The following is a 25,862-nucleotide window of genomic DNA, read 5'->3' as shown; positions in this document are numbered from 1 at the left end:
TTACAGTGATAATTGTTCTGACAGGTGTCGGTATTTGCCCTTGTAGTACAGGAGCGGTTCGTTTTCACTCCAGTCAGGTGGACTAATCTGAGTGACTCTACCCACCACGATATAATGGTCGCCTGCCTCATGCTCAGCATAGAGCTCACAATCGAGCCACATCAATGTGCCGGCAATGACGGGGTTATCATTTTGAGTCAAACTCCAGTCGATACCAGCCCACCGGTCGGGGCATTTGCTTGCAAACTGATTGGATATGGATGTCTGAGAGTCTGCTAAAACATTGATTGAAAATTTACCAAGGTCTCGGATACGAGGATATGTGGATGAATTGCGCATTACGCTAAACGAAACCAAAGGTGGATCGATGGAGACACTATAAAAAGACTGGCAAGTGAACCCCATGGCATCATTTATGCCGTCGAACGCGGAGATTACAACGATGCCGGAAGCGTAAAGACCGAGTGTATTACGAAAAACCCGAGGGTCAAATACATTATCCTCAGCGTTTTTGCGAATTTCGAGCCCATTAGACATTGTTTTTATCCTCTAGTACAGGCGGAAGTGAAGGTCAACTCAAGCGCGTTTGGTGAGGTCATTACCGATACGAGCAAGCTTGTTGAAGTTACTGGCGTATTCATCAGCTAGTGACTGCATGATTTCGTCAGCACGGTCCATTTGACTCATTACAAAGTAGATCCCGCGACCAGGAACAACCGCGCCCAGCTCCGCTAATAATGGTGACAGGGTCGTAGTAGGTGCCATCGCGTGAGTTAAGTCGCCGCCTGTAAAAAGTGGGATCGCAGTTAACCCAGATAATCCGTTAGCGGGGTATCGGTCCAGAAAAGCTTTAAGCAAGCCTGTGAATGACGCTTTATAAGTAGGTGTTGCAAAAATGGCCAAGTCGCTTGCAGCAACTAAGGAATTATACCTGTCCATTCTTTCGCTAGGCCAAGTGAGAATATCGCTGATGCAGTCTGCAAGGTCGATAACCTCTAGTTCGTAGCTTGTATGGCCCATGAGCTTTTCAACAAAAACCTCCGAGAGTTTAAGCGTTCTGGATTGTGGCTTAGGATTGCCCACAACTATTGCAATTTTAAGCGTCTTCATAAATCTCGACTCCATTGCAGAGATGAGATAAGTCAGATAGGCATGGCGAGAACTTTTTACACGGCTGAGGTGTATTTTATCTTGCTTATGCTCAACCTGACTTCCTCTTAGTCAAAATATTCTGAGCCTTTAAATAAGGTTCAAAAGTTTCAACCGAGATTTTTTGGCCCGGAAAACATATTAACAAGATTTTTTGGCTCGTTAAAATGTGCTTCTACAACTTCGATCCTAACATTAAGTTCAATTGCGCGCAATATGAATACATAGTTTTAATATCGGTTAGGTACGCTGCACGAGTTATAAAAACTCATTCAATTAGCACTCTTTGTAAATTTCTCGTAATAAATATTTTTTGCGCTTAATTGGTTCAGTGAGAACCATTCTTTCACAGACTCGACCATGCTGGGAGCGCCGCAAACGTAAACGTCTGCTTCTTCGTCTGTTGAGTGGTTATCTGCGAAGTGCTCCGTGACATACCCACGTCTACCATCCCAATCCTCACTAGACCGGCTAACAACTGGAAAAAAACGAAAACCAGGTAATTGGTTTACATAGTTTTCTATACGGTCAAGTTCACATAAATCTTCGGGTATTCGTACTCCGTGGTACAGGTGAACTGCAGGGACGCTAGAATAATTCTTCTCATGTACTAGGTGGTCCAGCATCCCCATGAACGCAGATAGTCCGGTACCCCCCGCAACCATAACAATGGGGCGTTTTACCTGCCTCAGGTAGAAGGCACCAAACGGTGCTTCAAAGCGGATCTCATCACCGACAGAGCATTGGTCTCTCACATAGTCACTCATCACTCCGCTAGAAAGCAGTCGCACAATGAATCTTAATTCGTTGCGTTCGTTCGGTAGCGAAGCAAATGAATACGCTCGCCAGGCATCCGTTCCTGGTACATTGATCCGTGCATATTGACCTGGCAGAAAATCGATTCTTTTTACTGTATCAGATGTTTTTATCACTATCACTGCAGTAGATGGGGAAACTCTTTCAACGCTTTTTACAACCCCTTGGAGTGGTTCGGTTGTCGCCTGAGTGCATAAGGTCGAGTCATAATCGAAATAAAACGTAGCATCTGATTGTACCCTCGTTTGGCAAGTCAGAATTTTTCCATCCTCTATATCTTGGCTTGAGAGGGCGTCCTCATCAACATAGTCCATGGTGTAAATACCTGATTCGCACTGGCCAACGCAGGTTGCACAAACGCCTTCACGACAGTCGATCGGGATATTGATGCCATTTCGAATAGCCGCATCAAGGACAATTTCAGTCCCTGGCACTAAAAAGAATTTTGTCTTTCCGTCACTGAATGTAAAGGCGACTTTATGATTCATGATTCTGGCCTATCAGTCACAGGTGGTAAAAGTCCAGCACCGAATTGATCGTGTCATTTAGAAGTAGCACGTGCTTTCGTGTGATTTTCCAGCTTTCTCCGCTTCGAATCAGATCATAGGTGGCGGTACCGAAAAAGCAGTCTGCTTGCTGAAGTCGATAATAGAGAGTCTGCCAGTTGACCTTGACAGAAAGTTTGCCGTCAGGCGCCTCTGATATACGGACGTTCGATATAGAATGTAAAGTCCTAGGCATGGGCACCGTAGATGCCGCCTTTCCGGTACGTATTCTGAACACCCGATCTTCAAGCCCGCCGCGATTTGCGTAATAAATAAGGGACATGCTTCGCTTAGGATCTTTGGTGTATTCGTGCTCAGATTCCCACTGGGGTAAATGAAATTCGCTGTCCTCACTGAACATATCAAGATACAGATCCCAGTTTCTTGCATCACAGGCTTCAGCATGCCGATATAAGAATTGCTCTACTTCATATTGTAATTGTGGGTTCATCTTATTCTCCAACCAGTTTTGTAGGCGAAATTTTCGCGTCCTCGTTATTAAGCCCTTCGAGTAAGAAACGCTGCCAAGCACTATGCTGATTCACGTAGAGCCCCTCATGCGTGAATTCAGTGCCTGTAAGAGCCGGGTGGATGCCAATATTTTCACTGTTTGGTGTTGTGCCTTTAACCCAATGCTCGTGTCCTCGAGATATATCGCTCCAGCGTTCGAGTCGGGCTTGAAAGCCGCGCTGGGCTTCACGGAATTCCACAAGGTCATCGGGGGTTCCCATGCCTGAAACGTTGAAGAAATCTTCGAATTGACGGATACGATTTTCGCGGTCTTTATCGGACTCTCCAACGACTCCTAGGCAAAAACTATGAATCTCAGTTTTATTCCAACTGACTGGCCGTATGATTCTAAGCTGAGAACTAATTTGATCTAGCAAGAACATGCTCGGATAAATGTTTAAGTTTCTTAGCCGGTGCATCATCCACTCAGCTTTACCTTGGCCGTGCTCCTCCAATAGACGAGGCATGATCGTGGCGTAACCTGGCCTTACGGTGGGGTTAGGCATGTCGCTGAACAGAAGGCTATGGCCGTTGTTAAAGGCGAACCAACCGTCATCTGTTTCTTTGTCGCCGGCACCCAGCTTACTGTAATCAAGGGAGTCCGAGCTCGTCATTCCTTTTTCTTTGTTCACTTGTTGGCGATGTTGTACAGTAGCGACGTAGTTATAGTGAACTGTACTTACATGGTAACCATCCAAGCCATTCTCATTCTGTAGCTTCCAGTTGCCATCGTAGGTGTACGCAGATTTTCCAGGCAGTACTTCAAGCTCTCCGACAGGTGACTGGGCAACCATCATATCGAAGAATACCTTCGCGTCTCCCAGGAACGTTTCGAGTGAGTCAGTGCCGTCGACGTTAAGGCTGATGAATACGAATCCTTTGTAACTTTCGATTCGTGCCTTTTTAAGGCCGCGAGTAGCCTTGTCAAAGCCTTCCGGGTACTCACCAGGAGCTTTGACCTTGACCAAGCGGCCATCACTTTTGTAACACCAGGCGTGAAAAGGGCAGGTGAATGTAGACTGATTTCCCTTATTGACGCGTGTCAATGTGGTGCCACGATGTTGGCATGCATTTATCAGTGCATTGAGTTTCCCGGAAGAGTCTCGGGTAATGATCATGGGTTGGCGCCCGGCGCGCATCGTTACGAAATCATTGTTATTAGCAATCTCGCTTTCATGGCATGCATAGATCCATTGCTTTTCGAATATGTATTCCATTTCCAGGTCAAAGAGTTCAGGTTCGGTGAACATGTCACGTGCAACCCGAAACACGCCAGCTTCAGGTTGGAAGTCTAGACAGCCAGTAATGTAAGCTCGCCATTCATCAATATTTTTTTGTGTTTTCATTATTTTATATCGCTATGATTAGGTTTATTGATTCCACGGTTATGCGCCAGCTAAGCGATGGTACCTCCACTGCGATTCCGTTCGTCATACTAGTAATTATCACTCGCCACTTGGCGGTGCGGTTGTTACCGGTAACATAGTGCTTGTGAGCCCTGAATCAAAAAGTATAAAAACGTTTCCAATCTTTGATTCGGCAAGTTGGTTTCAGGGGGGGCGTCATCGAAAGCTATTGATGATGGTCCACGTTCTCTACCATCGTATGGCTACGGCCCTTGCAATATGTATATCCACTTTGCGAAAGGCACTAAGACCATTTGAGTGACAGTGTTTATCAGGGGTAACTCACGATTGTGCCTAAAACAGACGCTTCCCTTATAGGATAGACACGATAGTCCTATTGAGCGGGGCGGATGCCCTCGAACAGCACGCTCTCAAGTATCGAGGCTAAACCCATCCTCGCTATCCGGCCTCGCCGCTCTGCATAGATCAAGCCGGTCAATGATGAGAACCAAATTTCTGTGAGCGCTGGAGCGCTGACGTCAATACGGAATACCCCCTCCCGCTGGCCGCGCTGGAAAAAAGCGTCAATAGCTGCCTCATACGATTCATCAATTGACGCAGTGTTTTCAGATTCGCGCCAGTGAAAAAGCAAGAAAGCATTGAGTTCTTTGTGCTCAAGGGTATAGCTATTCAGCCTGCTCAACGCCTCAAGCGGCGGTAGTGTGTCGAGCTGTGCGTTGCTAACCACTTCCCCGAGTACTTGAGCTGCGTGCTCCATGAGTTTGTCTATGAGCTCTCCACGCGTACGGCAGAAACGATGCAAGGTGGTTTTACCCACTCCGACCGCTTTCGCTAAGTCCTGCAGCGACGAGCGGGGTCGGTCGACCAAGCTGAGTGCCAAAGCGGCCATTAAGCTTCTGTTGTCACCTCTTCGAACTAGCACTGTCAAAACGCTCACTCCACATTGACTCCCACCCAGGTTTGATGATACCCCAATAAGAGTGGCGCTTCGCCCACCTGAAGTACTAATCCGCACTACCGCCTATGCAGTCAGTCCCTGGTGTATCACGTCCACACGTTTGCTTTTGAGTCAGTGACAGCGCCCGGGGGGGCACCTTCGACGGTCTGCCTTTGTTGTTTATATGGTAGAAGTCAACCCACCGTCGACTACCAATGTCTCGCCGCTTATGTAGGTGTTTCGCTCCGAAAGTAAGAACACAATCGGTCCGGCTATTTCTTCGGGCTCGGCTGTCCTCCCGATAGGCAGCCGTCCGCTTTCTACAAACAGTGCCCTGAATGAATCGACATCGGCTTCGTTGATGCCTGTTACTGGGTCAGTTGACATGCGGGTTCGAACAAATCCAGGCGCGACAATGTTGATGAGCACGTTGTGTGCTGCAAACTCGAGAGCTAAGGATCGTGTGGCTGCGTCCAGTCCTCCTTTCGCAGTATTGTAAGCAAAGGAATTTGGCATTGCGGAAAAAGAGGCAGTCGAGCTTACGTTCACGATGCGGCCGCCGCCACGCTTGACCATTCGCAAACCCACAGAGCGGGATAAGAATACAGCGCCGTCAAGAAATACACTTAGCTGCTTATAAAACTCAGCATGTGTGATGTCTGCTACTGTCGTATAGGTATATGCGCCCGCGGCATTCACAAAGGCGCTGATAGGACCGTGTAGGCTTTCGATTTCGTCCAAAATCAAGTTGTGCCGATCAATTTTGGTGATGTCGACCTGGTAAAATGTGACCTGGTTAATTTTCCCCGGTTCTCTATCTAGGCCGATTACTTCATAACCGTCCTTGACCAGCATCTGAGCGGTGGCTGCACCAATCCCGTTGGCGGCTCCGGTAACTACCGCAAGCTTTTTATTCTTCATTTCTCTTCTCCATTTTTACATTCGAAAAAGGGCTCACTTGCCGCGCTTACCGAGGACTTGCGACGTTGCGAACGCGCCCTCGGGAGGAAGTCTAATGAATGACTGCAGGAACGCCTCCCCCATATCTTGTCCCCTATTCGTGGAGCGCTTTCACACCTATTTAACATCAAGAAATCCGTTTGGCAAATAAAATCCCATTTGGGGTGGAAGCATTCTAAATGGAGCTGCTGAGTTCCATTTTTCTTATATTTGTTTCGTTCCTGCTGCGTCTGCGCCTGAGAAAATCTGTAAATAACTGTTTTTGTTCAGAAATATCTTTGGCCGAAAGAGGGTTAACTCACGTCAACGGCAGCTGCCGCATGGGCAAAGATCAAGATGGTGAAAATCACTTGCCATGACCTTGTTCCGTCCGGCGCTAATTGCTACCTGACTGGGGGATAGCACAGCCCGCGGGAGGGCAACCGCCTACCTTTTAGGCTCAGCCCCGAACTGCGGTACGTTAAAGCACCGCCGCGGTCGACGATGCCAGGGGGATCTGCGTCGCTGCCTCTAATTCCACCCGCCAAAGTGGCTATTCAGGATGAAGAGACCGGTAACCAACATTGCCCTGCGTCCATTTGCTTCAGTGTGCTCTGCTGGGAGCCCGTTTTCCTTTTTGGGGTATGCCATTGCCGATCAGTATCTGCTTGAGCGCTCTGGAGTTCGGTGCGCTGAGGGATTAGTCGCGGCACCAGCGGCGAGCAGCGGCGTGGCCAATACTGTGTCAACGACTGCCCCACCAAATGCCCAGGCCACGGCAAGGGCGCCGGCCCATCGCCGGGTACAACAAGAAGTCAGCGAAAGGCGGCGCTTGAACTCGTCGTATCACGCCAGTTCGCCCTGATGCATATTGCCTATCATGTGACCTAGTTTGTTTGCCTTGGTCGCTAGATACATATGATTGTGAGCGTTATGACCAGTGTGCAGTGGGACTCGCTCCGAGACCTTGATGTCCATATCGACTAGAGCTATGACCTTGCGCGGATTATTGGTCATCAGGCGTAGTGCTTTGATCCCCAGGTGCTCTAGCATAGGTGGACATATTGCGTACTCGCGCTGATCGGCGTCAAATCCCAGGCGCTCGTTTGCCTCGACAGTATCGGCGCCGCCATCTTGCAGTTTATAGGCGCGAATTTTGTTAAGCAGGCCGATGCCGCGGCCTTCCTGGCGTAGATAAAGCAGCGCGCCGCGTCCTTCGCTAGCAATGGCCTGCAGCGCCGCTTCCAGTTGGGAGCCACAATCACAGCGCACGCTGAACAGGGCATCGCCTGTCAGGCATTCGGAATGCAAGCGCCCCAACACCGGCTCCCCGTTGGCAATCTCACCCAAACTGAGCGCTACATGTTCGCGGCCCGTGTCTTCGTCGAGAAAGCCGTGCATGTTGAAGATTGCGAAAGGGGTGGGGAGTTTGGAGGCGGCAACAAAGACGATGGGCACGATCTGCTCCTAGATGCGGGACTTCTCAAGTGTGGGCAGGGCAGAGCGCAGCTTGCTGTTCAGCAGAGCGAGCCTGGCAATTTAGCGCAAGCGCATTAGTCAAGCTCTTTAGCCGATTTTTCCGTTGGAGTAGCAACGGAGCAGGAAGAGGCGCTCTGTTTCTATGCGCTACGCGTTCGCGCGTATACAGGTGCGCAGCGCTTCGACAAGTGCTTCCAGTTCGTCGGCTGTGGCATCGAAAGGCGGTGCAAACACTGCTTGGTCGCCTGACCAGCGCAGGTAGTAACCTGCATCATATAGCGCCTCAGTGATTCGATGACCTCTAATGCCGGGTTGGCCAGGCAAAGGAGCAAACTCTACGCTGCCTGCAAAACCTACGTTTCGAATGTCCACGACATTAGGCTCGCCTTTGAGCGAGTGAATCAGCTCTTGGAAAAGGTTTTCTTTCTCGTGCACTTTGTCTGCGACGCCTTCATTATGGAACACATCAACTGCAGCTAGGCCCGCAGCCACAGCAATGGGGTGAGCGGAATAAGTGTAACCATGGAAGATGCTATTGGTGTATTCCGGCTGAGCCATGAAGGTCTTGTAGATTTCGCTTGTCATGATAACGCCGCCCAAGGGCTGTGTGCCGTTAGTCACGGTTTTGGCAAATGTGATCATGTCTGGTACGACATCAAATCGCTGGGCTGCGAAAGCGGTGCCCATGCGCCCAAAACCACAGATTACTTCATCAAAGATCAGCAGAATGCCGTACTTAGTACAGATTTCACGCAGTCGCTTGAGATAGCCTTGTGGCGGTACCAACACGCCAGTGGAGCCCGCCATGGGCTCGACTATAACAGCAGCGATGTTTGAAGAGTCATGCAGCGCGACAAGGCGTTCTAGGTCGTCCGCCAAATGGGCGCCCCAGGTGGGCTGGCCTTTCGAGAATGCCATATGTTCAGGTGAATACGTATGTGGCAGATGATCCACTCCATGAAGAGTCAGAGTCGAGAACATCTTGCGATTTGCAACCATTCCCCCTACAGAGATGCCGCCAAAACCCACCCCGTGATAACCACGCTCGCGGCCGATCATCCGCGTACGGCCAGCATCGCCTGTCAGGCGGTGGAAACCCAATGCGATCTTGAGAGCCGTATCAACAGCGTCGGAGCCGCCGGTCGTGTAGAACACGTGGTTCAGCGGCTCGGGCGCCATTTCTGCGATTTTTTCAGTCAGGACGAACGCGTCTGGGTGGCTCATGTAAAACGCCGAGACATAATCCAGCTTGGCCACCTGCTTCTGTACAGCTTCGACAATCTTAGGGTGCGAGTGCCCCATGCCTGAGCACCACAGCCCGGAGAAGCCGTCGAAGACTTTGGCCCCCTCGCGCGTGTAAAGGTAGCTACCCTGCGCATGGGTGATCATCCTGGGCTTTTGTTTAAACAGTGCGTTAGGTGTAAATCCGATGAAGTAGGAGTCGAGCTGCTTATCATTATCCATTTGGAGGCTCCATGTAATGGATCGACTGTATAAAGATTGGACACTAAAACACAAAGCGGAAGGTGGATAGGGCCACTTATTGTGAGTAACTAAGTCCATCTGGCTCGGTGTTTTCGGTATCGTGATGGGCGGGGGCAAGGCGAAAGCAAATGGTCATAAATAAGTATAAAAAGTGGTGCTAGTGCGTGGGGCCGATGCCTCCTGTCGTAGTATTAAACCCGGTGTTGTTGCCGAAGGGTGACGACCGTATTTTGGAATCGAATCGAATCGAATCGAATCGAATCGAATCGAATCGCATGCATGCATGCAATGTGTAGTGTCAGATGGCTCGGAGAATATAAAGGAAATTAAGCTTCCCATCGCAGGGCGTTTGCTCGGCGCTACATTTGCTCTGATAGTAAGCAATAGCTCGTTTGACGCCGCTTCCGATCTGGTTCAGATCAGATCTCGAGGCTACATGACGGTGGCGACCGAGGATGATACGCTCCCTATAGTTTCGTCATGGATGGCAAGCCGGAGGGCTTCCATAATGACTTGCTGAATGACCTCAGGTTATTCAGCAAGCAGAAAGGTTTCGTGGTGCGTCAGAAAATCCTACCTTGGACTGGTTTGTTAGCCGCCGGCTCTTCTGAGCAATATGATGTTTCCTTTACGTGGGCGATCATTACGGATGATTGGCTGCGTGTGTTCGACTTCGCTCCATCGTTCGCTACCGCCCAACATTTCTTCGTGAAGCTCAAGTCCGACGCCCAGATACTCAGGGTATGCAGAGCCTGTGCGGCAGGGCCGTGGGAGTGCAGGGCGGCGGTTCGTTTGAGGCTCGCCTGCCGGACTTGATGAAGATGCTAAACGCGTCAGGTTGCGAGTTGGGAGAAGTCATAAAGTATCAGGCATATCCAGAAGTGTATGCTGACCATTAGTAATGGCCGCGTCGAATATGTGATCAACTCATTGATAGGCGTGAATGACCTCATCCGGCTACGTGGACAGCTTTTCGAAAATGGGTTTGCAGTCACGGGAGGTGGGTTCAACGCCCGGCCAATACCTTAGAAAACCCAGAAATTTTTCACGGAATTCATGGAGACGGTGCGAAACAACCGCCGCCTGGCCGAGTTGCAGGTCAAGTGGCTTGGTGAAGCCTTCAAGGGTTTGCCCCTACAGTCCATCACTGACGTAGTGACAATCCACCAATTGGTTGGCCTAAAGTGGGGTTCAGGAATCAGCTTCCACGAAGAGAGATGAACGTTCGGGCTTGGTGGCTGTTGTTGAAGGCGATTTATTAACCGAATCAGTTCTGTGACCTATGAACCGCTACCCCCAATTTTATCAGCGGCTCTGTTCTATATGTTGTTAATCGGCCGCTTGCTGAAACTGCAGTCAACTGCTGAGCGTAAAGCCAATCGATTGGCAATGTGAGGTGCCGTCATGAGCGAATGGGAGATCCTTTGGCAGTCCCGTGATATTTTTCTAAAAGGGCTACTGAATACCATAGTGCTGTTCCTATTCTCGTTTTCGTCTGCTTTCGTGATCGGGTGCATAGCGAATTACTGGCTCGAACGAGGTTCCCTGCCTCGTTTGTTGGTAAAAAGCTACATGAACACGATGCGCACAGTTCCGTTTCTGGTGTTGGTCTGTCTCATCTATTACGGTTTGCCGCAACTAGGTTTACGTGTAGTTGCTTGGTTATCTGGGGTGGTCGGGTTGGCTATATACCATGGGGCGTATTTCGCAGAGATTCTGCGCGGCCCCAGGTTGATTGTGCCACAGGGGCAACTAGACGCAGCACTTGCCTATGGCTTTCCGCCCTGAAAAATGTACGGATACATAATATAGCCAGAGTTGTTGCTAGCCTCGCGACCTTTGATCGGTAATCAGATGATTTACGCGCTCAAGGACACAGCATTTTCGTCCATCATTACAGTTCAGGGAACTTACTGCTCCAGCCAAAACAGTCCAGGCGGGATATTTTGTCCCCACCAAGGCATTCGTCGTCACAATCACTTTCTATATCGCGCTAAGTATGTCCATGAAACGCTGTATGGGAGGGATAAGAAAATGTGGAATTCAGCGAGGTTTCGAGCATGCGTGGGTATCCTGAAGTGAGTATCAACGGGCTCTCGAAAGCTTTCGATGGTATTGAGGTCCTGAAGAATGAGACCTGGTGCGCGAAAACGCGGGTGGTGAGCGTTCTAGGAACCTCTGGGTCAGGAAAATCGACGATGTTGCGGTGTATCAACTGGCTTGAGGTGCCCGACAGCGGAACCATCGGAATTGGAGGACAGCGCATCGGGGTTACTGATTCGGATAAGCCTATGAGCTTGCGCGAGTTGGCTACCATTAGAGCTCGCACTGCGATGGTTTTCCAAAATTTCGGTTTATGGTCTCACCTCACAGTAATCCAGAATGTAATGGAAGTACCAATCCGAGTTAAAACACCCTGCGAGCAGAAGCCTGGCTCACGCTGAATATTTGTTGGCCAAGGTCGGTATGGCCGATAAAGCATACGCTTTTCCATTACCCTGTCGGATGTCAAAAGCAGGGGGCGCAATCGCGCGAGCGCTTTGCGATGAGGCCGCAAGTCATTTTATTTGATGAGCCGACCTCGGCCCTGGATCCAGAGCAAGTAGGAGAGGTTCTTCAGGCCATGAAGAATCTCTCTACCGAAGGCTTTACCATCGTGGTAATTCATGAAATGGAGTTCGCTAGAGCGGTATCAGATCAGGTGGCTTTTCTTGAAAACGGCGAGATCATTGAAGAGGCTCTCCCCAAAAATTTTTAGTAACCCCGGTACTGACCTGGTCAAAAAGTCTCGCGCTCGCGAGGTGATATTCTGCTACGTGAGACTTCCACTCGTACACTCGTCGGAAAGCGTTGTAATCTATAATAATTTGGCTGCCTAAGGTTGGAGGTTAAATGACAGCTTCGTTAATTGGTGAGCGGATTCAGGATCTTCTGGACCGGAGGTCTGCCGTTTCACTACAGCAGCAACTCTACCGCCACTTCAGGGAAATGATTGAGGATGGAACGCTGCGTCCGTCATCGCGCTTACCATCCACTCGAAGCCTGGCCACCCAGCTAGGGGTTTCGAGAATCACCATCGTTGCGGCATTTGACATGTTGACCGCTGATGGCTATCTGGTCGGCAGTATAGGAAGCGGTACTTTCGTTGTCGATCGGCCTCCCATTCGCTCTCATACCGTCGCTACGCGAGCAGTTCCTCCTGACGCAATCTCGCTGAGGGGACAATTGATACTCTCGGGTGCGTCTGGCTTGCAGCAGCGTGAGGGTGCGTTTTTGCCTGGCGTGCCCGATGTCGCTGCGTTCCCTTACGCTGTATGGCAGAAACTTCAGAACCGATACCTTGGACAACATCTGGCCCAACTGAGTGGATACGCCAATGGAGGAGGGTATTTGCCGCTGCGCAGATCATTGGCTGATTACTTGCGTGTAGCGAGGGGGGTTCGATGCAACCCGGAGCAGGTGCTTGTCACTATGGGAACTCAGCAGTCACTGGATCTGATTGTCAGGCTTTTGACCGACGCTAATGATCAGGTCTGCATCGAAAACCCGTCACATTGGGCCGGTGCGCTGATGCTCAAATCATTAGGGGTACGTTCAGTCCCTGTGAATGTTGATCGCGAGGGTATTGATATGCGTGACCAACACTACGCGATGAATCCCAAGCTTGTATTTGTCACGCCTTCTCATCAGTTTCCGCTTGGCAGTATATTGTCCAGCAGCCGCCGTGAACGCTTGCTTCGCGAGGCTGCGCAACGCAATTTCTGGATAGTGGAGGATGACTACGACAGTGAGCTAAGGTACGACCAAGCACCTTCTCCGTCGCTCCAGGGGGAGGATAGTTCCGGCAGAGTTATTTATTTGGGGACCTTTAGTAAGGTGATGTACCCCGGAATTCGAATGAGCTATATGGTCGTCCCATCCTCCCTGGTTAGCTCCATGGTGAGGGGCTTGCTGAGCCTTTACCGGCCTGGCCACTTACCCCTGCAGGCGGCACTAGCAGACTTCATAAGTGACGGCCATTTGACGCGCCATCTGATCAATGTTCGACCGTTGTATGCGGCGCGTCAGGCAGAGCTGCGAAAATGCCTGGCTGAAACCTTTGGTGACGCGATCAGCCTCAGTAGCGGCTTTGCTGGCTTGCACTTGACCTTGCGATTTCGTCAGGCTGTTGACCTCGATGCCCTACAAGCTCAAGCCGCCAAGCGTGATGTATTGCTGAGGCGGTTGAGCGCATTCAATCATGATGTAGGTCCCTTTGAGGATGGGTTCGTACTTGGCTACGGCGCGCTGAGCCAAGATGACATCGGAACGGCGGTGAAGCGGCTTTATGAGGTCTATCAAACCACACATAATGGCCCATGCTAATCGGAGAAATCCTTCACCAAAGGCAACAAGGGCGCTGCAGGCGTGACGCTCGGGTTGGCTGAATTCGTGGAAAGTCAGAAGTCGGTCTGAATTCGCTGATTGTTGTCGGAACCAATTCATTTGGGATACGTCGGGTTGTTGCACAGGAGCGATGGCTCTGCGCTCAATTCCGCCCAGCGCATTGCTCGGCTTAGGCCGCAGGTGGGCGTGCGCGGCGCATCGGCTTGCGGCTCTTGCGATAGCAGCCAAAGCTGCAAAGTTCTGAATGAAACCCGACTTCTTGGCATGTCCGCAGTCGTCGCGCGACCGCTACGAAGGCTTCGATCAACGAGCCACCGTACAAACCGTCGCGTTTTTAGTTCTCAACCTTCGAAGATCGACTGGCGCTTGAAAACGATGAAGCCTTCGTACTGCTTGAAGGTCGTATCGCAATCACCATGGACACTGGCGAGCGATTCGAGATGACGGCAGGCGATGCTGTGTCGATCCCGGCAGGGCACACCGGTGTGTGCGAAGTCTTGGAGTTCAGCCGCAAGTTCACTGTGGTTACGAGTGGAAGCGTCGAGTGACCAAGATTGCTCAACAGGCAAAGAGGCAGCGAGGGGCGTTTGAACCGCGCCGCTCGCTGCCTTTAATGAAGGGAAGGGGATGCTTGGCTGCTGAGGCTGCGACCTCAGACCCTGAAATGCTTAACGACAGCACTCAATTCGACCGCCAGATGCGCCAAAGCTTGTGAAGCTGCGGTTGTTTGCTGCGCACCTTCGGATGACTGAATAGAGAGCTCGCGAATATTGAGCAGGTTTCTATCCACCAAACGAGCCACATGGGCTTGTTCTTCAGTCGCACTGGTGATGACTAGATTGCGTCCGTTGATATCGTCATTTGCAGCGACTATTTCAGCCAATGCATGGTTTGCTGCGTCAGCCAGGGCTAGCGTCCTTTGCGTCATCGTGTTGCTGTTCTGCATGGTGGTGACGGCCAGTGCCGTACCGGCTTGAATGCGGTCGATCATCTGCTCGATCTCGCTGGTAGATTGCGCCGTGCGGTGAGCAAGTGCCCTGACTTCGTCCGCGACAACCGCAAAACCTCTTCCTGCCTCACCCGCCCGTGCAGCCTCAATGGCCGCGTTAAGGGCTAACAAATTGGTCTGTTCAGCGATCGCACGGATCACGTCGAGCACTTGGCCGATGCCTTGCGTTTGATCGGCCAATGCGCCTATTTGCTGCGAACTCGTTTTTACGTCACCGGTGAGGGTCTGTATGGCGTCTACGGTTTCGATCATGCGTTTTTGACCGTTCAAAGCAATGATTCGTGATGCATCTGAGCGCTCTGAGTTCGAGGCGGCATTTCTCGCAATCTCTTCTATCGCCGTGGTCATTTCGGTGACTGCAGTGACGGCTTGTTCGATTTCACTGTGCTGCTGTTGGATATCGCGGTCCCCTTCGGCGGTGATGGCATTCAATTGTTCCGCGGATGAGGCCAGTTGGTTTGATGAGCTGGTGATCTGTTTCAGGGTCATTAAAAGGCTTTGCTGCATGACGGACAGGGCTTGAAGCAGACGAGTTGCTTCGTCATTGCCTTGAGGCTTGATCGGTTGCGTCAGATCGCCTCCAGCAATGGTCTCGGCCAGCTTGACCGCCTCGAAAATCGGGACGGTGATACTACGAGTTAGCATGAAGGCAATGAGCAGGGTGCCGATCGCGACAAGCGCAATGGCTGCATTGATGCCGTTGGTGGCACTGTTATAGGCCTCGGCGGACCGCGTTGCGGCGAGCTCCGCACCCTGATTGGACTGGTCGATCAAATCGTCGAAATTTTTCGTCAACTGGTCGTAGGAGTCACGGATGGTCAGTAAATAAGATCGAGCATCCGATTTTTTACCTTCCCTGGAAATTCGAAGAAGCTCCAAATGATGAGCAGCATAGACATTCAGGCTTTTGTTGAATGTTTCGAGGCGGACCTTATCTTGCTCGTTCGTCAGAAGCGCTCCATACAGCTTCATCTGCTCGTTTACCTGCTTCAATCTTCCCGCTGTTTTTTCTTCGTAGGACTGCATATCCGTGTCAGTCGTCGACAGGATATGTTGCATCGAACCCATTCGGTAGCGGTTCAGGGAAGCGTTGGCAGCTCCCAGTGCCTTCACGCGTTGCATCCAGTTGTCTTTGATATCAATCGCTTCAGACTGGACGTCGTTGATTTGTTGTAAAGCAAAAAAACCCAGGAATACCCCGAGAAAGGCAATGACGGCAAAACCCAAAAAAGCCCGGGGGGCGATCCGAATCTTTCTTAAGAACATTTTTCAGTCCTGCGAACGGGGCAAAATTGCCGCGGGGTGATCCAGGGCAACTGCAATGGGAGAGGAGGTAGGCTGCACCCACCTCAGAAAAAGTCCCGGACACATTGCTGCGGCCGGGATATTCAGTACTACTCAGTCCTTACGTAGGGTTTGCGAGGATCATCCTCCAGCATGCAAAGGAAACAAGCCCAGCAACAAGCACACCGCTAGCAGCAAGAAACTCAGCGCAAATGCCCATTTAAGGGTGTATTTCTGATGGTCACTGAACTCCACACCCGCCAAGCCACAGAGCAGGTACGTAGAGGCCACGAGAGGACTAAGAAGGTGGACAGGCTGACCGACCAGCGAGGCCCGCCCGATTTCCGCCGCGGAGATACCATAAGCCGCCGCAGCCTTGGCAAGCACCGGAAGCACGCCGTAGTAGAAGGCATCATTGGACATGAAGAATGTGCCAGGGATACTCGCCAGCGCCGTGATCGGAGCCATGTAAGGCCCCCATGTTTCAGGCAGCATGGCCAGGAAGCTGGCTGACATTGCATTGACCATGCCGGTACCGGAAAGGATGCCCGCCAGGATGCCAGCAGCGAGGAAGATCGCGATCTGGTTCAAGGCTGTTGGGGCGTGAGCGGAAATCCGGCGACGCTGGTCATTCATGTGCGGGTAGTTGATCACCAGCGCGATGGAGAAGGCGACCATGAACAGAATGGAAAGTGGCAGCACTTCCATTACCAGGCCAGTCATCAAAGCTATCGTCAGGCCGGCGTTGAGCCAGAATAGCTTTGGACGACGCAACTCGGCGTTCTCGTCGGACATCGAGGGTAAGCCTTCATCATTTTCGTCGTCGAAGACTGTTGCCGCCGCACCTACCGACAGGCGGAGGGTGCCCAGACGCTGACGCTCCCGAATGCCGATGAAGTAGGCCAGTCCCATGACCCCCAGGAAGGCAACTACCATCACTGGAATCAGTGGCAGGAAGAGATCAGCGGTATCGACCTGCAAAGAAGCCGCAGCGCGAGCCAAAGGACCGCCCCATGGCAGCAGATTGGTCACGCTCGCCGCCAGGATCACTACACAGGTCAGGCACAACGGGTCGATGCGCAGCCGCTTGAACAAAGGCAGCATCGCCGTGATGGTAATCATGTAAGTCGTCGAGCCATCACCATCCAGCGACACCATCCCCGCGAGTAAAGTGGCGAAGATGACGGCCTTCATCGGGTCGCCGTTGATCAACTTGATGAATTTTTGAATGATCGGATCGAATAGGCCGGTATCGAACATCACGCCGAAGTAGAGGATCGCGAACATCACCATGATCGCGGTTGGCGCTACCTTGCGCAGCCCGTCGATCATCATGTTGCCCATATCCGGACCGAAGCCCGCGAGAAGCGCGAATATGATCGGGACTGTCGTCATGGCAACCAAGGGTGACAACCGCTTGGTCATGATCAGCGCCATAAAGGTCACGATCATGCCGTAGCCGAGAAATGAGAGCATTTGTATCACCTTGACGTAAAGTACAATTGTTTTTATGGATGCTGCGCATTAAAGCGCATCAAGGTTTCGCAGAAATTCGTCGGGAGAGAGCCAGTGAGTCATGCCAAGTGTTCTGGCATCAACTCATGTGCAGGCCGCCATTCAGCGAAAAGTCGGCGCCATTGGCGTATCCGGACTCATCGGAAGCGAGCCAGGCGCACATGGAAGCAATCTCTTCGGGAGTACCCAGACGGCGAGAAGGGATGTCCTGGATGATGCGATCCATGACATCGGCCGTGGTGATGGATTTGAGTTTGGCCGTGGCAACGTAGCCAGGCGATACGGTATTTACAGTGACCCCACGTGGGCCAACTTCGCGCGCCAAGGCTCGGGTAAAGCCGCGGATTGCGGACTTGGCGGTCGAATAGTTGACCTGACCCACCTGGCCCAACTGGGCATTGACCGAAGAGATGTTGATCACGCGGCCCCAGCCTCGTTCAGCCATGCCATCGATGACCTGCTTGGTCACGTTGAACAGTGAGTTGAGATTGGTATCGATGACGGCGGTCCAGTCGTTAGGTTGCATATCGTGGAAAACCACGTTCCTGGCGGTGCCGGCGTTATTGATCAATACGTCGATAGGCCCGACGTTCCTTCGGATCTCCTCGAAGGCCTGGCAGCAAGAATCCCAATCAGCAACATTGCCCTCGGAGGCGATGAAGGTGAAACCGAGCTCTTTTTGCTGCGCTAGCCAAGCGTTCTTTACGGGAGAGTTCGGACCACAGCCCGCGACTACGGTAAAGCCATCCTTTGCCAGTCGCTGGCAGACAGCGGTGCCTAGCGTTCCCATGCCTGCCGTGACAAAGGCGATTTTGTTGGTCATGCGTTAACTCCTGTTGTGTTTTCTTGTGGGGAGCATTGCGGGCGGCTTGCGGGAGCCACTGGCGCCTAATAGACCTCACTGAAAATTGTTTTGCAAGCGAACGCGATACAATTTATGCAGGATTCGCCGCATCCTTACGAACGGTCACCTTGCCGGAGCACGTGAGTACGTCGCCTTTTTCAGCCTTTTGGCCGGCCTTGAGCTTGCAAGAGACGGCGAAGTTTCAGTACCGCACTGTCAGGTGTCGTCAATGCCTTGAGGCCGCTGGTCCTGCTTGCCTTTTCAGCTGCGTGGGCCATGGAGAATTGCGCGAAGCACAGCAGATCGCTGTCCGTTATGAGGCTAGCCCGCTCGACGATCAGATGATCGTGGCGCTCCTGATCGCCGTTTCGCAGGGCCTCGAAAGCGCTGTCGCAGATATGGGTCGTCAGTTTGAGCGGCCGACCCTGTTCAAATGCATGTTGTTCGAACTCCTCGACCATCGATGCAATGGCGGGTTGGAAAGTTGCTAGCAGGGCGAGCTTGCCATTGTTTTGCAGCGCTTCCTCAATCATCGCTTCGTTAGGCTTGAGCACCGGAATACTCAGGGTGCGTTTGCACCGATCAATGGCGTCTCCAAAGGCCGAGCAGGTGAACAAAATCGCGTCGGCACCTGACTCTGATGCGTAGGTGGCAAGTTTCAGGAAGCGTTCGGTCAGTGCCGGAGTGAGTTCACCGGCGTCTGCCAGATCGCGGGACAGCGAATCCTCCATCAGATTCGCTAGCCTGGCCTCAGGCCAAAGCCGCTCGAATGCCTCGTTGATCGGCGCTATGGAAACCGGTGTGGCATGAATCAGATAAATAAGCGGTACGGACATGGAATTCCCCTGGGCGAGTATTGCGTTTGTAATGGGCGGTAGTTGGCACTGCATCGCCTGACGTGTTGATGTGCATCAGGTGTGTTATTTTTCTGCAAGGCTGCGCAATGTGGCGTCCCTGTTCATTCTCTCGCCATTGACTCCATCCTTTATCAATACTGGTTTCCATGAATTCAGCTGAACCGATCCTTGAACCACCATTGACGGGCGATCTGTCCAAAATGAAGCCCAAGATCAAAAAAGACCTGGCGGAGCAGTTGGCGCCCAAGATCATTGATATGGCCCGAGCCAGATCCATGCGCGCCGGCGATCCGCTGCGTGAAGAGGCCTTCGCCAAGGAACTGGGCGTCTCCCGCTCGCCGATACGGCGTGGGTTTGCCTTGCTCGCCGAGCTTGGCCTGGCCATCAAGGAACCCAATCGCGGGTATTTCCTGACCGCTGACGCGCGCGGCATCGACAGCGGAAAGCTGCCGTTGGAAGTTGATCCCTTTGAAGATTTTTACCTGCGTGTGGTCGATGACGTACTTCGCGGGGACATTCCGACGACATTTTTCGAAGCAGAGTTGATCCGCAAGTACGAAGTGCCTCGCGGACAACTTCTCAAGGTCTTGAGTCGCTTGGCCAACGAAGCAATGGTTGAGCGCAAGCCTGGGCAGGGTTGGGAGATCAACAGCTTTCTGCATGACTCCAAGGCCCACATCCAGAGTTATCGGTTTCGAATGGCGATTGAGCCCGCCGCAGTGCTTGAACCCGGTTATGAGGTGGATAAGGCCGCGTTTGCCAAGGCGCGCAAGGCACAGCAACAATTGCTTGATGGTGACATTTTCAAGTTGTCGCGATCGCAGCTGTTCCAAATCGGCGCACAATTGCATGAGCTGATTGTCCGTTGCTCGGGCAATGCTTTTTTTCTCGAAGCCATCCGTAGACAAAACCAGTTGCGTCGATTCATGGCTTACAAGGCCAACGTGGATCGGCCGCGATTGATCAATCAGTGTAAAGAACACATCCGTCTCCTGGATCTCATCGAAAGTGGACAGCGCGAAGAGGCCGCGGATTTTCTACGCACCCACCTCGATGTGGTCGGGCGACAAAAAACTGAAAAAGAAGCCAGGGACGAGCTGGAATACCAGCGCAGTCTTGAGGTTTCGATCGTCAGCTAAGCAGCATCTCCTTCAGCGCTACCGCCCCGTCCGCATCGACCGCTTGTCCGCCTTTCATCAAACCCGCGGCCACGCCCGTTGAAGAGCGCCTAGCGGTCAGTGCCGCCATCCAGCGCCCCAATTCGTCCATGATCGGGGCGAGGTACTGGTCCTCCCTGAGGCTGAGTGCAAGGTTGCACAAATTGTATATTAGTGCAATAAAATGCAATGTCGACATCGAAACGACATAACGCCGGTTTCCTCAGCACTGTCAGAAGGCAAATGGTCAGGACAACCTCTCGCCGAAATTGTACGTTGTGGTTACGATGTACATAAAGACGGTTTCTGGATACCGGCTCAGCAAATTCGCCCAATAAAAATAAGGGGTTAGCGATGCGTATTCTGGTGCTTCCTGGTGACGGTATTGGTCCGGAAATCATTGAGTCTTCCGTGGCTGTCCTGCAGGCCGCCAACAAAAAACTGGGTCTTGGCCTCGCGTTCGATTACGACGATGTGGGTTTCGCCAGCCTGGAGAAGTACGGCACCACGCTGCGTGAAGAGGTATTGGAAAAGGCCAAAGGCTACGACGGCATCATCCTGGGTACTCAGTCCCATGCGGACTATCCGACTCCCGAAAAGGGCGGTCGCAACGTTTCGGCTGGCTTTCGTATTGGTTTGGATTTGTATGCCAATGTGCGTCCAGCGCGTACTCGTCCGTTCCTGACTTCGAACATGAAGGAAGGCAAGACAATGGACCTGGTCATCATGCGCGAAGCGACTGAAGGTTTTTATCCGGATCGCAACATGAGCCGCGGCTGGGGCGAAGTGATGCCAACGCCGGACATGGCGTTGTCCACGCGCAAGATTACCCGCCATTGCAGCGAGCGGATCGCACGCCGGGCATTTGAGCTGGCCATGAAACGAGGGAAAAAAGTCACTGCTATCCACAAGGCCAACAGCTTTCACATGACCGATGGGCTGTTCCTGGAGTGTGTGCGTAACGTGGCCAGGGATTTTCCGGAAGTTGTTCTCGACGATCTGTTGGTCGATGCATCAACGGCCCACTTGGTGCGCAATCCTGAGCGTTTTGACGTATTGGTCGCGACGAACTTCTACGGCGACATCATCAGTGATCTGGCGAGTGAATTATCCGGCAGCCTGGGGCTCGCGGGCTCGATGATGGCCAGCGACAGCCACTGTTGTGCCCAAGCGCAACATGGCTCTGCGCCGGACATTGCCGGGCAGGACAAGGCCAATCCGGTCTCGATGATTCTCTCCGTTGGCATGTTGTTGCAGTGGATGGGTGAACACCATGGGCGCCCGGTTCTGATTGATGCAGGGGTGATGATAGACAAGGCCGTCGATGTCGTTCTGAAAAACCCTCAACAGCGTACCCCGGACCTTGGTGGCAGTTTCGGTACCCAGGCGTTTGGTGACGCGGTTGCCAAGGTTCTTCTCGGCTGATCGATCAGGGTGCCATGCCGGCTGCTCATTGTTTGCCGGATCAATAACAAGAAAAGCCTGTTCTTCCTTTCGCATCATCGGAGGAGCAGGCGCGAGGAGCGCACAATGAGTCAATTACTACTGGGTTGTATCGCCGACGATTTCACCGGTGGCACCGATTTGGCCAATACGTTGGTGCGCGGCGGAATGCGAACATTGCAAGTGATCGGTGTACCGGATGGACCCGTGCCGGACGATATCGATGCGGTGGTGATCGCTTTGAAAAGCCGTACGATCAGCCCTGAAGCGGCCGTCAACGATTCATTGCAAGCCTTGCAATGGTTACGTGCTGCGGGGTGCCAGCAATTTTTCTTCAAATACTGCTCGAAGTTCGACTCCACGCCACTCGGCAATATCGGTCCGGTCGCTGACGCTCTGGCGGACGCGTTGGGGGCCTCGTTCGCTGTCGCTTGCCCGGCATTCCCGGAAAACAAACGCACGATTTTTCAAGGTCATCTATTTGTCGGTGATTTGCTGCTGAGTGAGTCCGGAATGCGCCATCATCCATTGACGCCCATGACCGATGCCAATCTGGTCCGGGTGCTTCAACAGCAAACACCCAAACCGGTCGGTCTGGTCTCACACGAGGTTGTCAACCGAGGATCAGAAGCCATTTCAGCAGCGTTTCGCGACCTCGAGGCGCAGGGCTACCGTTACGCGGTTGTCGATGCCCTCAATGATGAGCATCTGTACGCGATCGGCCAGGCTGTCGCTGGTCATTCATTAGTGATCGGCGGTTCCGGTGTTGCCCTGGGTCTGCCTGACAATTTTCTTCGTCTGGAGTTGCTTGGTGACGCTCGGAACGCAGCCGCGTTGCCGTTCGTTGATGGCCTCGCTGCCGTAGTGTCGGGCAGCTGTTCGGTGGCAACCAACGGTCAGGTCGAGCACTGGCGAAAGAAACGACCGAGCTTTGCCCTTGACCCAATACTCCTTGCCAACGGGCGGAACCAGGTACGTGAAGCTATTGCATGGGCGCAAGACCTGATCCATGCCGGTCCGGTCCTGATCTACGCCAGCGCCGAACCGGATTCGGTTAAACAAGCACAACAGAAGCTTGGCATTGAAGCCGCCGCTCAAATCGTTGAGGCCGCATTGTCCGCCGTTGCTGTAGGGCTGTACCACATGGGCGTACGTAAATTGGTGGTGGCCGGGGGGGAAACTTCTGGGGCGGTGGTCAAGGCCCTTGGGATCAAGGCGTTGAGAATCGGCGCGATGATCGACGCTGGTGTGCCTTGGACTCTCGGCTTACGCGACGATCCGGTGGCCTTGGCACTGAAATCCGGAAATTTCGGTTCCGTTGATTTCTTCGAAAAAGCGTTGGCCAATGCACCATGACCTGCCTGTAGGCCTGTGTCGGGCCAGCGCCATGAGTTCTGATGGGCCAGTCAACAAGCTGTGTTTTGGACTGACAGCATGAAAGCGTTTTTCCAATCCATGAGGCTATGGTGGGCGACGCCTGTGATCGGCATCGTTGACGCATTGCTCGCCAGTTACTTCAATTGGCCGCTGCCCTGGATCATTGGCTCGTTGTTGGCGGTTACTGTCGTGCGCTGTCTGGGTTGGCGAGTTGCAGAGATACCTTATGGGCGTCTGTCGGGCCAGTGGATGATCGCGACGTCGATCGGCCTGCATTTCACCCCCGTTGTGTTAGAGCAAATCCTCGGGCATTTCGTGTTGATGTTCTGCGCAGCAATCCTGACGTTGCTACTGGCTCTACTGGGCATAGAGTTCATGCGGCGCAAGGGAATGGATCTCACCACCGCGTTCTTTGCATTCATGCCGGCGAACTTCTCCGAAATGATTCAGGCAGGTATCAGGCACAAGGCCAATGTCAGTCAGATCGCCGCTGCACACAGCATGCGGTTGGTACTCATCGTCTTATGTGTGCCCCCTGCGATGTTTTTTACAGCTCAGGTCTCGCCTTCAGTGGTGCATGACCGCTTCCCGAGTGACTGGCACTGGCTGTTGCCGATGTTGGCAGGTGGGGCGCTGACGGCCGTCATCTGGAAGCGCTGCCGGTTGCCTAATCCTTGGATGTTTGGGCCGATGGCCTTGTGTGCGGTGGTCACGGCCACGTTCAACCTGCAAACCGCATTACCTGTGGAGTTGAGCCACTACGGGCAACTGATGATTGGTTGTGCGCTCGGTGGCTATTTCGACCGGCATTTTTTTCGCTCGTCCCCAACATACCTTCTCAAGGTTTCGCTGTTCACCTTGGCCATGATTGTTTGCACGGTGATATTGGCAGCTGGAATGGGGCTATGGCTGCAGGTCCCGTCTTTGACGCTGGCCTTGGGGATGATGCCGGGCAGCAGTACTGAGATGTATCTCACCGCAGAAGCATTGAATCTGGCCGTCGGGATCGTGACTGCGATGCAGATCATGCGATTGGTCGTGGTGATGGTCTGTGCCGAGCCTGTTCATGGTTTGTGGTTGAAGCGCTTGCGTCGTTCCCAAAAGTAAATTGCTGCTCGGCGTGGCCTCAGGTCGCGCCGAATTGACCTTGATTCCTGCGGCTCCGGCGTTACCACTTGGCAGAAAACGCGTTCCGAAGCTCTTCAATTGCGTGCTCATGAAGGGGGGCAGGTTTGGGGTTGCTAATCATCCAGAGCTTCGCTGTTTCCTCGAGCTCTTCCAGCGCGAAGCTAGCTTTTGATACCGAGCTTTCCCAAACCACTGGACCAAGACGCTCAAGCATCACTCCACGAACCCGGAGTGCCCATTGCGCAACTTGAGCAGCGACATCAGGTGAGCCTGGACGTTGATAGGCGATCAAAGGGATATGCCCAACCTTCATCACTTGATAAGGCGTCAACGGTGGCAGGATATCGTCATTGCTCCAGACCCCGTTCAATGTCAACGCCACCAATGCAGTGGAGTGTGTGTGCACCACTCCGTTCACCGATGGATTGCGGTCATAGACCTGGCGATGCAGCTCCAGGGTTTTTGAGGGTTTATTTCCTGAAACCCAAGTGCCGTCCTTGCTGACCTTGGCAATCTCCTCGGGTTTCAGCCTTCCAAGGCAAGCATCTGTGGGGGTAATAAGCCAGCCATCTTCCAGGCGCGCACTGATATTGCCGGCGCTGCCAACGGTATAACCCCGGGCGAACAAGCTTGCTCCAACCGTGCAGATTTCTTCACGCAACAACTGTTCGATATTCAACGATCGCTTTCCTCAGTAAGCACTGGAGCGCCACGCTCAGGCGCGGAAGGGCTGATGTCGGAAGCCAACGAACGCAAATGCAGGATTGGCGATTTATCGGCGAACGAGCCACTCAGATGCTGTTTCATCAATTGCGCCGCTTCAGCGTTGTTGTCCTGTTCGACCAGCTCAATCATGCGGATGTGTTCGGCGCACTGTTTGTAAAAGCGGTTTCGGTCGATCATCGAGCGGTATTCAATCAGCCGCCGCATGTTGTTCATTTGCACCAGAATCATGTGATAGAGCGGGTTGCCTGAGAGTTGGATGAACTCTTCATGGAAGCGGATGCCGCTTTTGAGCAGAACGTCCGCTGGCAAGGTTTCAATTCCTCCCTCGAGCAGCTTTTGCTGTTCTTTCTTCAACCGTTGCAGCTTGGCAGCGTCGTGCCGATAAGTCGGCTCCAGCAAAGCCGCAGGTTCTATCAGCGAGCGCACCCTATAAATCTGTGCGAGGCTTTCCGGAGTCTTTGCGACATCCAGAAACCGCCAGCCATAACCCGGCTTCGGTGTTACCCAGCCGACCTTGCTTGCACGATTGAGGACATCGATGAGCTGGGCTTTTGTCAGGTCATAGCGCGTGCGTAGGAACTGCTCGGTGACTTCGGCAGGAATGGCATTGTTCAACCAGTCTTCGGAGAGCCGGTAATACGCGTCCGGTTCCTCAAACGGGACGGAATCGTCGGGTAAATCCCGGGTTTCCTGGAGCGGTTCGAGCACAAAAAAGCCGCGATTGGGCAGTTGTTCGAGGATCGACTGTTCCGCGAGCAGCACCAATGCCTCACGCGCCGGAGAACGCGATACGTTGAAGCCGTCCGCCACCTTCTGCGCGCTAAGGTGATCGCCAGGAGACCACACACCGGTTTGAATTTTTTGGCGGATCTGCACCGCAATTGTTTGCACCAGGGCGCTTGAAGCCAT

26 protein-coding genes are annotated in these 25,862 nt (G+C 52.7%); 11 read left to right on the top strand and 15 right to left on the bottom strand.

Going from position 1 to position 25,862, the window contains the following annotated elements:
• From ACE04F_RS03975 to ACE04F_RS03945, 7 genes are all read right to left on the bottom strand, one after another.
• On the bottom strand, positions 1-537 hold the full coding sequence (locus ACE04F_RS03975) for a flavin reductase family protein (protein WP_434694826.1): 537 nt from the start codon (positions 535-537) through the stop codon (positions 1-3).
• Between the two features lie 39 nt (positions 538-576).
• Positions 577-1,110 carry an NAD(P)H-dependent oxidoreductase gene (locus ACE04F_RS03970; protein WP_434694825.1) on the bottom strand — a complete coding sequence of 178 codons (534 nt, stop codon included), beginning with the start codon at positions 1,108-1,110 and terminating at the stop codon, positions 577-579.
• A 311-nt stretch (positions 1,111-1,421) separates the two neighbouring features.
• Positions 1,422-2,453, bottom strand: coding sequence for an anthranilate 1,2-dioxygenase electron transfer component AntC (gene antC / locus ACE04F_RS03965; protein WP_434694824.1), 1,032 nt, complete (start codon positions 2,451-2,453; stop codon positions 1,422-1,424).
• 16 nt (positions 2,454-2,469) lie between these two features.
• Positions 2,470-2,961: an anthranilate 1,2-dioxygenase small subunit gene (gene antB / locus ACE04F_RS03960; protein WP_434694823.1), complete on the bottom strand. Its 492-nt coding sequence runs from the start codon at positions 2,959-2,961 to the stop codon at positions 2,470-2,472.
• A gap of 1 nt (position 2,962) precedes the next feature.
• A complete protein-coding gene (gene antA / locus ACE04F_RS03955) occupies positions 2,963-4,366 on the bottom strand; it encodes an anthranilate 1,2-dioxygenase large subunit (RefSeq protein ID WP_486104965.1) in 1,404 nt (467 codons plus the stop codon).
• A gap of 394 nt (positions 4,367-4,760) precedes the next feature.
• Complete coding sequence (locus tag ACE04F_RS03950; RefSeq protein ID WP_434694821.1) at positions 4,761-5,276, bottom strand: TetR/AcrR family transcriptional regulator; 516 nt, start codon at positions 5,274-5,276, stop codon at positions 4,761-4,763.
• Between the two features lie 228 nt (positions 5,277-5,504).
• Positions 5,505-6,245: an SDR family NAD(P)-dependent oxidoreductase gene (locus ACE04F_RS03945; protein WP_434694820.1), complete on the bottom strand. Its 741-nt coding sequence runs from the start codon at positions 6,243-6,245 to the stop codon at positions 5,505-5,507.
• A gap of 218 nt (positions 6,246-6,463) precedes the next feature.
• Between ACE04F_RS03945 and ACE04F_RS03940 the strand changes: the two genes are divergently transcribed.
• Positions 6,464-6,643 carry a hypothetical protein gene (locus ACE04F_RS03940; RefSeq protein ID WP_434694819.1) on the top strand — a complete coding sequence of 60 codons (180 nt, stop codon included), beginning with the start codon at positions 6,464-6,466 and terminating at the stop codon, positions 6,641-6,643.
• Between the two features lie 466 nt (positions 6,644-7,109).
• Here the strand turns inward: ACE04F_RS03940 and ribA are convergent, their stop codons facing one another.
• Together ribA and aptA are read right to left on the bottom strand one after the other, a co-directional pair.
• The gene (ribA, locus tag ACE04F_RS03935) at positions 7,110-7,721 is read right to left on the bottom strand and encodes a GTP cyclohydrolase II (protein WP_486104962.1); all 612 of its coding nucleotides are present in this window, start codon (positions 7,719-7,721) and stop codon (positions 7,110-7,112) included.
• 168 nt (positions 7,722-7,889) lie between these two features.
• Positions 7,890-9,206 carry an omega-aminotransferase AptA gene (gene aptA, locus ACE04F_RS03930; RefSeq protein WP_434694817.1) on the bottom strand — a complete coding sequence of 439 codons (1,317 nt, stop codon included), beginning with the start codon at positions 9,204-9,206 and terminating at the stop codon, positions 7,890-7,892.
• Between the two features lie 501 nt (positions 9,207-9,707).
• Between aptA and ACE04F_RS03925 the strand changes: the two genes are divergently transcribed.
• The 6 genes from ACE04F_RS03925 to ACE04F_RS03900 all read left to right on the top strand — a co-directional run bounded on the left by ACE04F_RS03925 (position 9,708) and on the right by ACE04F_RS03900 (position 14,161).
• Positions 9,708-10,043, top strand: coding sequence for a transporter substrate-binding domain-containing protein (locus ACE04F_RS03925; RefSeq protein WP_434694816.1), 336 nt, complete (start codon positions 9,708-9,710; stop codon positions 10,041-10,043).
• A 588-nt stretch (positions 10,044-10,631) separates the two neighbouring features.
• The gene (locus ACE04F_RS03920) at positions 10,632-11,015 is read left to right on the top strand and encodes an ABC transporter permease subunit (protein WP_434694815.1); all 384 of its coding nucleotides are present in this window, start codon (positions 10,632-10,634) and stop codon (positions 11,013-11,015) included.
• A 272-nt stretch (positions 11,016-11,287) separates the two neighbouring features.
• Positions 11,288-11,671 carry an ATP-binding cassette domain-containing protein gene (locus ACE04F_RS03915; RefSeq protein ID WP_486104995.1) on the top strand — a complete coding sequence of 128 codons (384 nt, stop codon included), beginning with the start codon at positions 11,288-11,290 and terminating at the stop codon, positions 11,669-11,671.
• Between the two features lie 101 nt (positions 11,672-11,772).
• Positions 11,773-11,985: a hypothetical protein gene (locus tag ACE04F_RS03910; RefSeq protein WP_486104959.1), complete on the top strand. Its 213-nt coding sequence runs from the start codon at positions 11,773-11,775 to the stop codon at positions 11,983-11,985.
• 134 nt (positions 11,986-12,119) lie between these two features.
• The gene (pdxR, locus tag ACE04F_RS03905) at positions 12,120-13,592 is read left to right on the top strand and encodes a MocR-like pyridoxine biosynthesis transcription factor PdxR (RefSeq protein ID WP_434694813.1); all 1,473 of its coding nucleotides are present in this window, start codon (positions 12,120-12,122) and stop codon (positions 13,590-13,592) included.
• Between the two features lie 437 nt (positions 13,593-14,029).
• Positions 14,030-14,161, top strand: coding sequence for a cupin domain-containing protein (locus tag ACE04F_RS03900; RefSeq protein WP_434694811.1), 132 nt, complete (start codon positions 14,030-14,032; stop codon positions 14,159-14,161).
• Between the two features lie 104 nt (positions 14,162-14,265).
• On the opposite strand, the gene ACE04F_RS03895 is transcribed toward ACE04F_RS03900, so the two are convergent.
• The 4 genes from ACE04F_RS03895 to ACE04F_RS03880 all read right to left on the bottom strand — a co-directional run bounded on the left by ACE04F_RS03895 (position 14,266) and on the right by ACE04F_RS03880 (position 19,101).
• Positions 14,266-15,888 carry a methyl-accepting chemotaxis protein gene (locus tag ACE04F_RS03895; protein ID WP_486104956.1) on the bottom strand — a complete coding sequence of 541 codons (1,623 nt, stop codon included), beginning with the start codon at positions 15,886-15,888 and terminating at the stop codon, positions 14,266-14,268.
• Between the two features lie 159 nt (positions 15,889-16,047).
• A complete protein-coding gene (locus ACE04F_RS03890) occupies positions 16,048-17,382 on the bottom strand; it encodes a CitMHS family transporter (protein ID WP_030141424.1) in 1,335 nt (444 codons plus the stop codon).
• 118 nt (positions 17,383-17,500) lie between these two features.
• The gene (gene phbB, locus ACE04F_RS03885) at positions 17,501-18,244 is read right to left on the bottom strand and encodes an acetoacetyl-CoA reductase (RefSeq protein WP_030141425.1); all 744 of its coding nucleotides are present in this window, start codon (positions 18,242-18,244) and stop codon (positions 17,501-17,503) included.
• Between the two features lie 179 nt (positions 18,245-18,423).
• A complete protein-coding gene (locus tag ACE04F_RS03880) occupies positions 18,424-19,101 on the bottom strand; it encodes an aspartate/glutamate racemase family protein (RefSeq protein ID WP_486104953.1) in 678 nt (225 codons plus the stop codon).
• Positions 19,102-19,322: 221 nt separating this feature from the next.
• Here ACE04F_RS03880 and ACE04F_RS03875 point away from each other — a divergent pair, with 221 nt between their 5' ends.
• From ACE04F_RS03875 to ACE04F_RS03860, 4 genes are all read left to right on the top strand, one after another.
• Positions 19,323-20,261, top strand: coding sequence for a GntR family transcriptional regulator (locus tag ACE04F_RS03875; protein WP_486104951.1), 939 nt, complete (start codon positions 19,323-19,325; stop codon positions 20,259-20,261).
• 372 nt (positions 20,262-20,633) lie between these two features.
• On the top strand, positions 20,634-21,704 hold the full coding sequence (locus tag ACE04F_RS03870) for an isocitrate/isopropylmalate dehydrogenase family protein (RefSeq protein WP_486104949.1): 1,071 nt from the start codon (positions 20,634-20,636) through the stop codon (positions 21,702-21,704).
• Positions 21,705-21,809: 105 nt separating this feature from the next.
• Positions 21,810-23,078 carry a 3-oxo-tetronate kinase gene (gene otnK, locus ACE04F_RS03865; protein WP_486104947.1) on the top strand — a complete coding sequence of 423 codons (1,269 nt, stop codon included), beginning with the start codon at positions 21,810-21,812 and terminating at the stop codon, positions 23,076-23,078.
• Between the two features lie 78 nt (positions 23,079-23,156).
• Positions 23,157-24,206, top strand: coding sequence for an AbrB family transcriptional regulator (locus tag ACE04F_RS03860; RefSeq protein ID WP_486104945.1), 1,050 nt, complete (start codon positions 23,157-23,159; stop codon positions 24,204-24,206).
• A 61-nt stretch (positions 24,207-24,267) separates the two neighbouring features.
• Here the strand turns inward: ACE04F_RS03860 and otnC are convergent, their stop codons facing one another.
• A complete protein-coding gene (gene otnC, locus ACE04F_RS03855) occupies positions 24,268-24,906 on the bottom strand; it encodes a 3-oxo-tetronate 4-phosphate decarboxylase (RefSeq protein WP_095962572.1) in 639 nt (212 codons plus the stop codon).
• Positions 24,903-25,862 carry a GntR family transcriptional regulator gene (locus ACE04F_RS03850; protein ID WP_486104943.1) on the bottom strand — a complete coding sequence of 320 codons (960 nt, stop codon included), beginning with the start codon at positions 25,860-25,862 and terminating at the stop codon, positions 24,903-24,905. The genes otnC and ACE04F_RS03850 overlap by 4 nt, the downstream gene beginning before the upstream one ends.

The sequence above is a fragment of the Pseudomonas sp. AGC41 genome (assembly GCF_057334555.1).
The sequence above is the reverse complement of the archived record's forward strand: the minus strand, read 5'-3'. Positions and strand labels throughout refer to the sequence as shown.

Coding starts and splice junctions, on each gene's coding strand:
- ACE04F_RS03970 (WP_434694825.1), bottom strand. CDS start 1,110: ATGAAGACGCTTAAAATTGCAATAGTTGTGGGCAATCCTAAGCCACAA.
- antB (WP_434694823.1), bottom strand. CDS start 2,961: ATGAACCCACAATTACAATATGAAGTAGAGCAATTCTTATATCGGCAT.
- antC (WP_434694824.1), bottom strand. CDS start 2,453: ATGAATCATAAAGTCGCCTTTACATTCAGTGACGGAAAGACAAAATTC.
- ACE04F_RS03860 (WP_486104945.1), top strand. CDS start 23,157: ATGAAAGCGTTTTTCCAATCCATGAGGCTATGGTGGGCGACGCCTGTG.
- ACE04F_RS03875 (WP_486104951.1), top strand. CDS start 19,323: ATGAAGCCCAAGATCAAAAAAGACCTGGCGGAGCAGTTGGCGCCCAAG.
- ACE04F_RS03945 (WP_434694820.1), bottom strand. CDS start 6,245: ATGAAGAATAAAAAGCTTGCGGTAGTTACCGGAGCCGCCAACGGGATT.
- ACE04F_RS03975 (WP_434694826.1), bottom strand. CDS start 537: ATGTCTAATGGGCTCGAAATTCGCAAAAACGCTGAGGATAATGTATTT.
- ACE04F_RS03920 (WP_434694815.1), top strand. CDS start 10,632: ATGAGCGAATGGGAGATCCTTTGGCAGTCCCGTGATATTTTTCTAAAA.
- ACE04F_RS03910 (WP_486104959.1), top strand. CDS start 11,773: ATGAGGCCGCAAGTCATTTTATTTGATGAGCCGACCTCGGCCCTGGAT.
- ACE04F_RS03880 (WP_486104953.1), bottom strand. CDS start 19,101: ATGTCCGTACCGCTTATTTATCTGATTCATGCCACACCGGTTTCCATA.
- ACE04F_RS03900 (WP_434694811.1), top strand. CDS start 14,030: ATGGACACTGGCGAGCGATTCGAGATGACGGCAGGCGATGCTGTGTCG.
- ACE04F_RS03950 (WP_434694821.1), bottom strand. CDS start 5,276: ATGGCCGCTTTGGCACTCAGCTTGGTCGACCGACCCCGCTCGTCGCTG.
- ACE04F_RS03940 (WP_434694819.1), top strand. CDS start 6,464: ATGGAGCTGCTGAGTTCCATTTTTCTTATATTTGTTTCGTTCCTGCTG.
- otnK (WP_486104947.1), top strand. CDS start 21,810: ATGAGTCAATTACTACTGGGTTGTATCGCCGACGATTTCACCGGTGGC.
- ACE04F_RS03890 (WP_030141424.1), bottom strand. CDS start 17,382: ATGCTCTCATTTCTCGGCTACGGCATGATCGTGACCTTTATGGCGCTG.
- aptA (WP_434694817.1), bottom strand. CDS start 9,206: ATGGATAATGATAAGCAGCTCGACTCCTACTTCATCGGATTTACACCT.
- ACE04F_RS03850 (WP_486104943.1), bottom strand. CDS start 25,862: ATGGCTTCAAGCGCCCTGGTGCAAACAATTGCGGTGCAGATCCGCCAA.
- ACE04F_RS03915 (WP_486104995.1), top strand. CDS start 11,288: ATGCGTGGGTATCCTGAAGTGAGTATCAACGGGCTCTCGAAAGCTTTC.
- ACE04F_RS03870 (WP_486104949.1), top strand. CDS start 20,634: ATGCGTATTCTGGTGCTTCCTGGTGACGGTATTGGTCCGGAAATCATT.
- ACE04F_RS03925 (WP_434694816.1), top strand. CDS start 9,708: ATGGATGGCAAGCCGGAGGGCTTCCATAATGACTTGCTGAATGACCTC.
- antA (WP_486104965.1), bottom strand. CDS start 4,366: ATGAAAACACAAAAAAATATTGATGAATGGCGAGCTTACATTACTGGC.
- ACE04F_RS03895 (WP_486104956.1), bottom strand. CDS start 15,888: ATGTTCTTAAGAAAGATTCGGATCGCCCCCCGGGCTTTTTTGGGTTTT.
- phbB (WP_030141425.1), bottom strand. CDS start 18,244: ATGACCAACAAAATCGCCTTTGTCACGGCAGGCATGGGAACGCTAGGC.
- pdxR (WP_434694813.1), top strand. CDS start 12,120: ATGACAGCTTCGTTAATTGGTGAGCGGATTCAGGATCTTCTGGACCGG.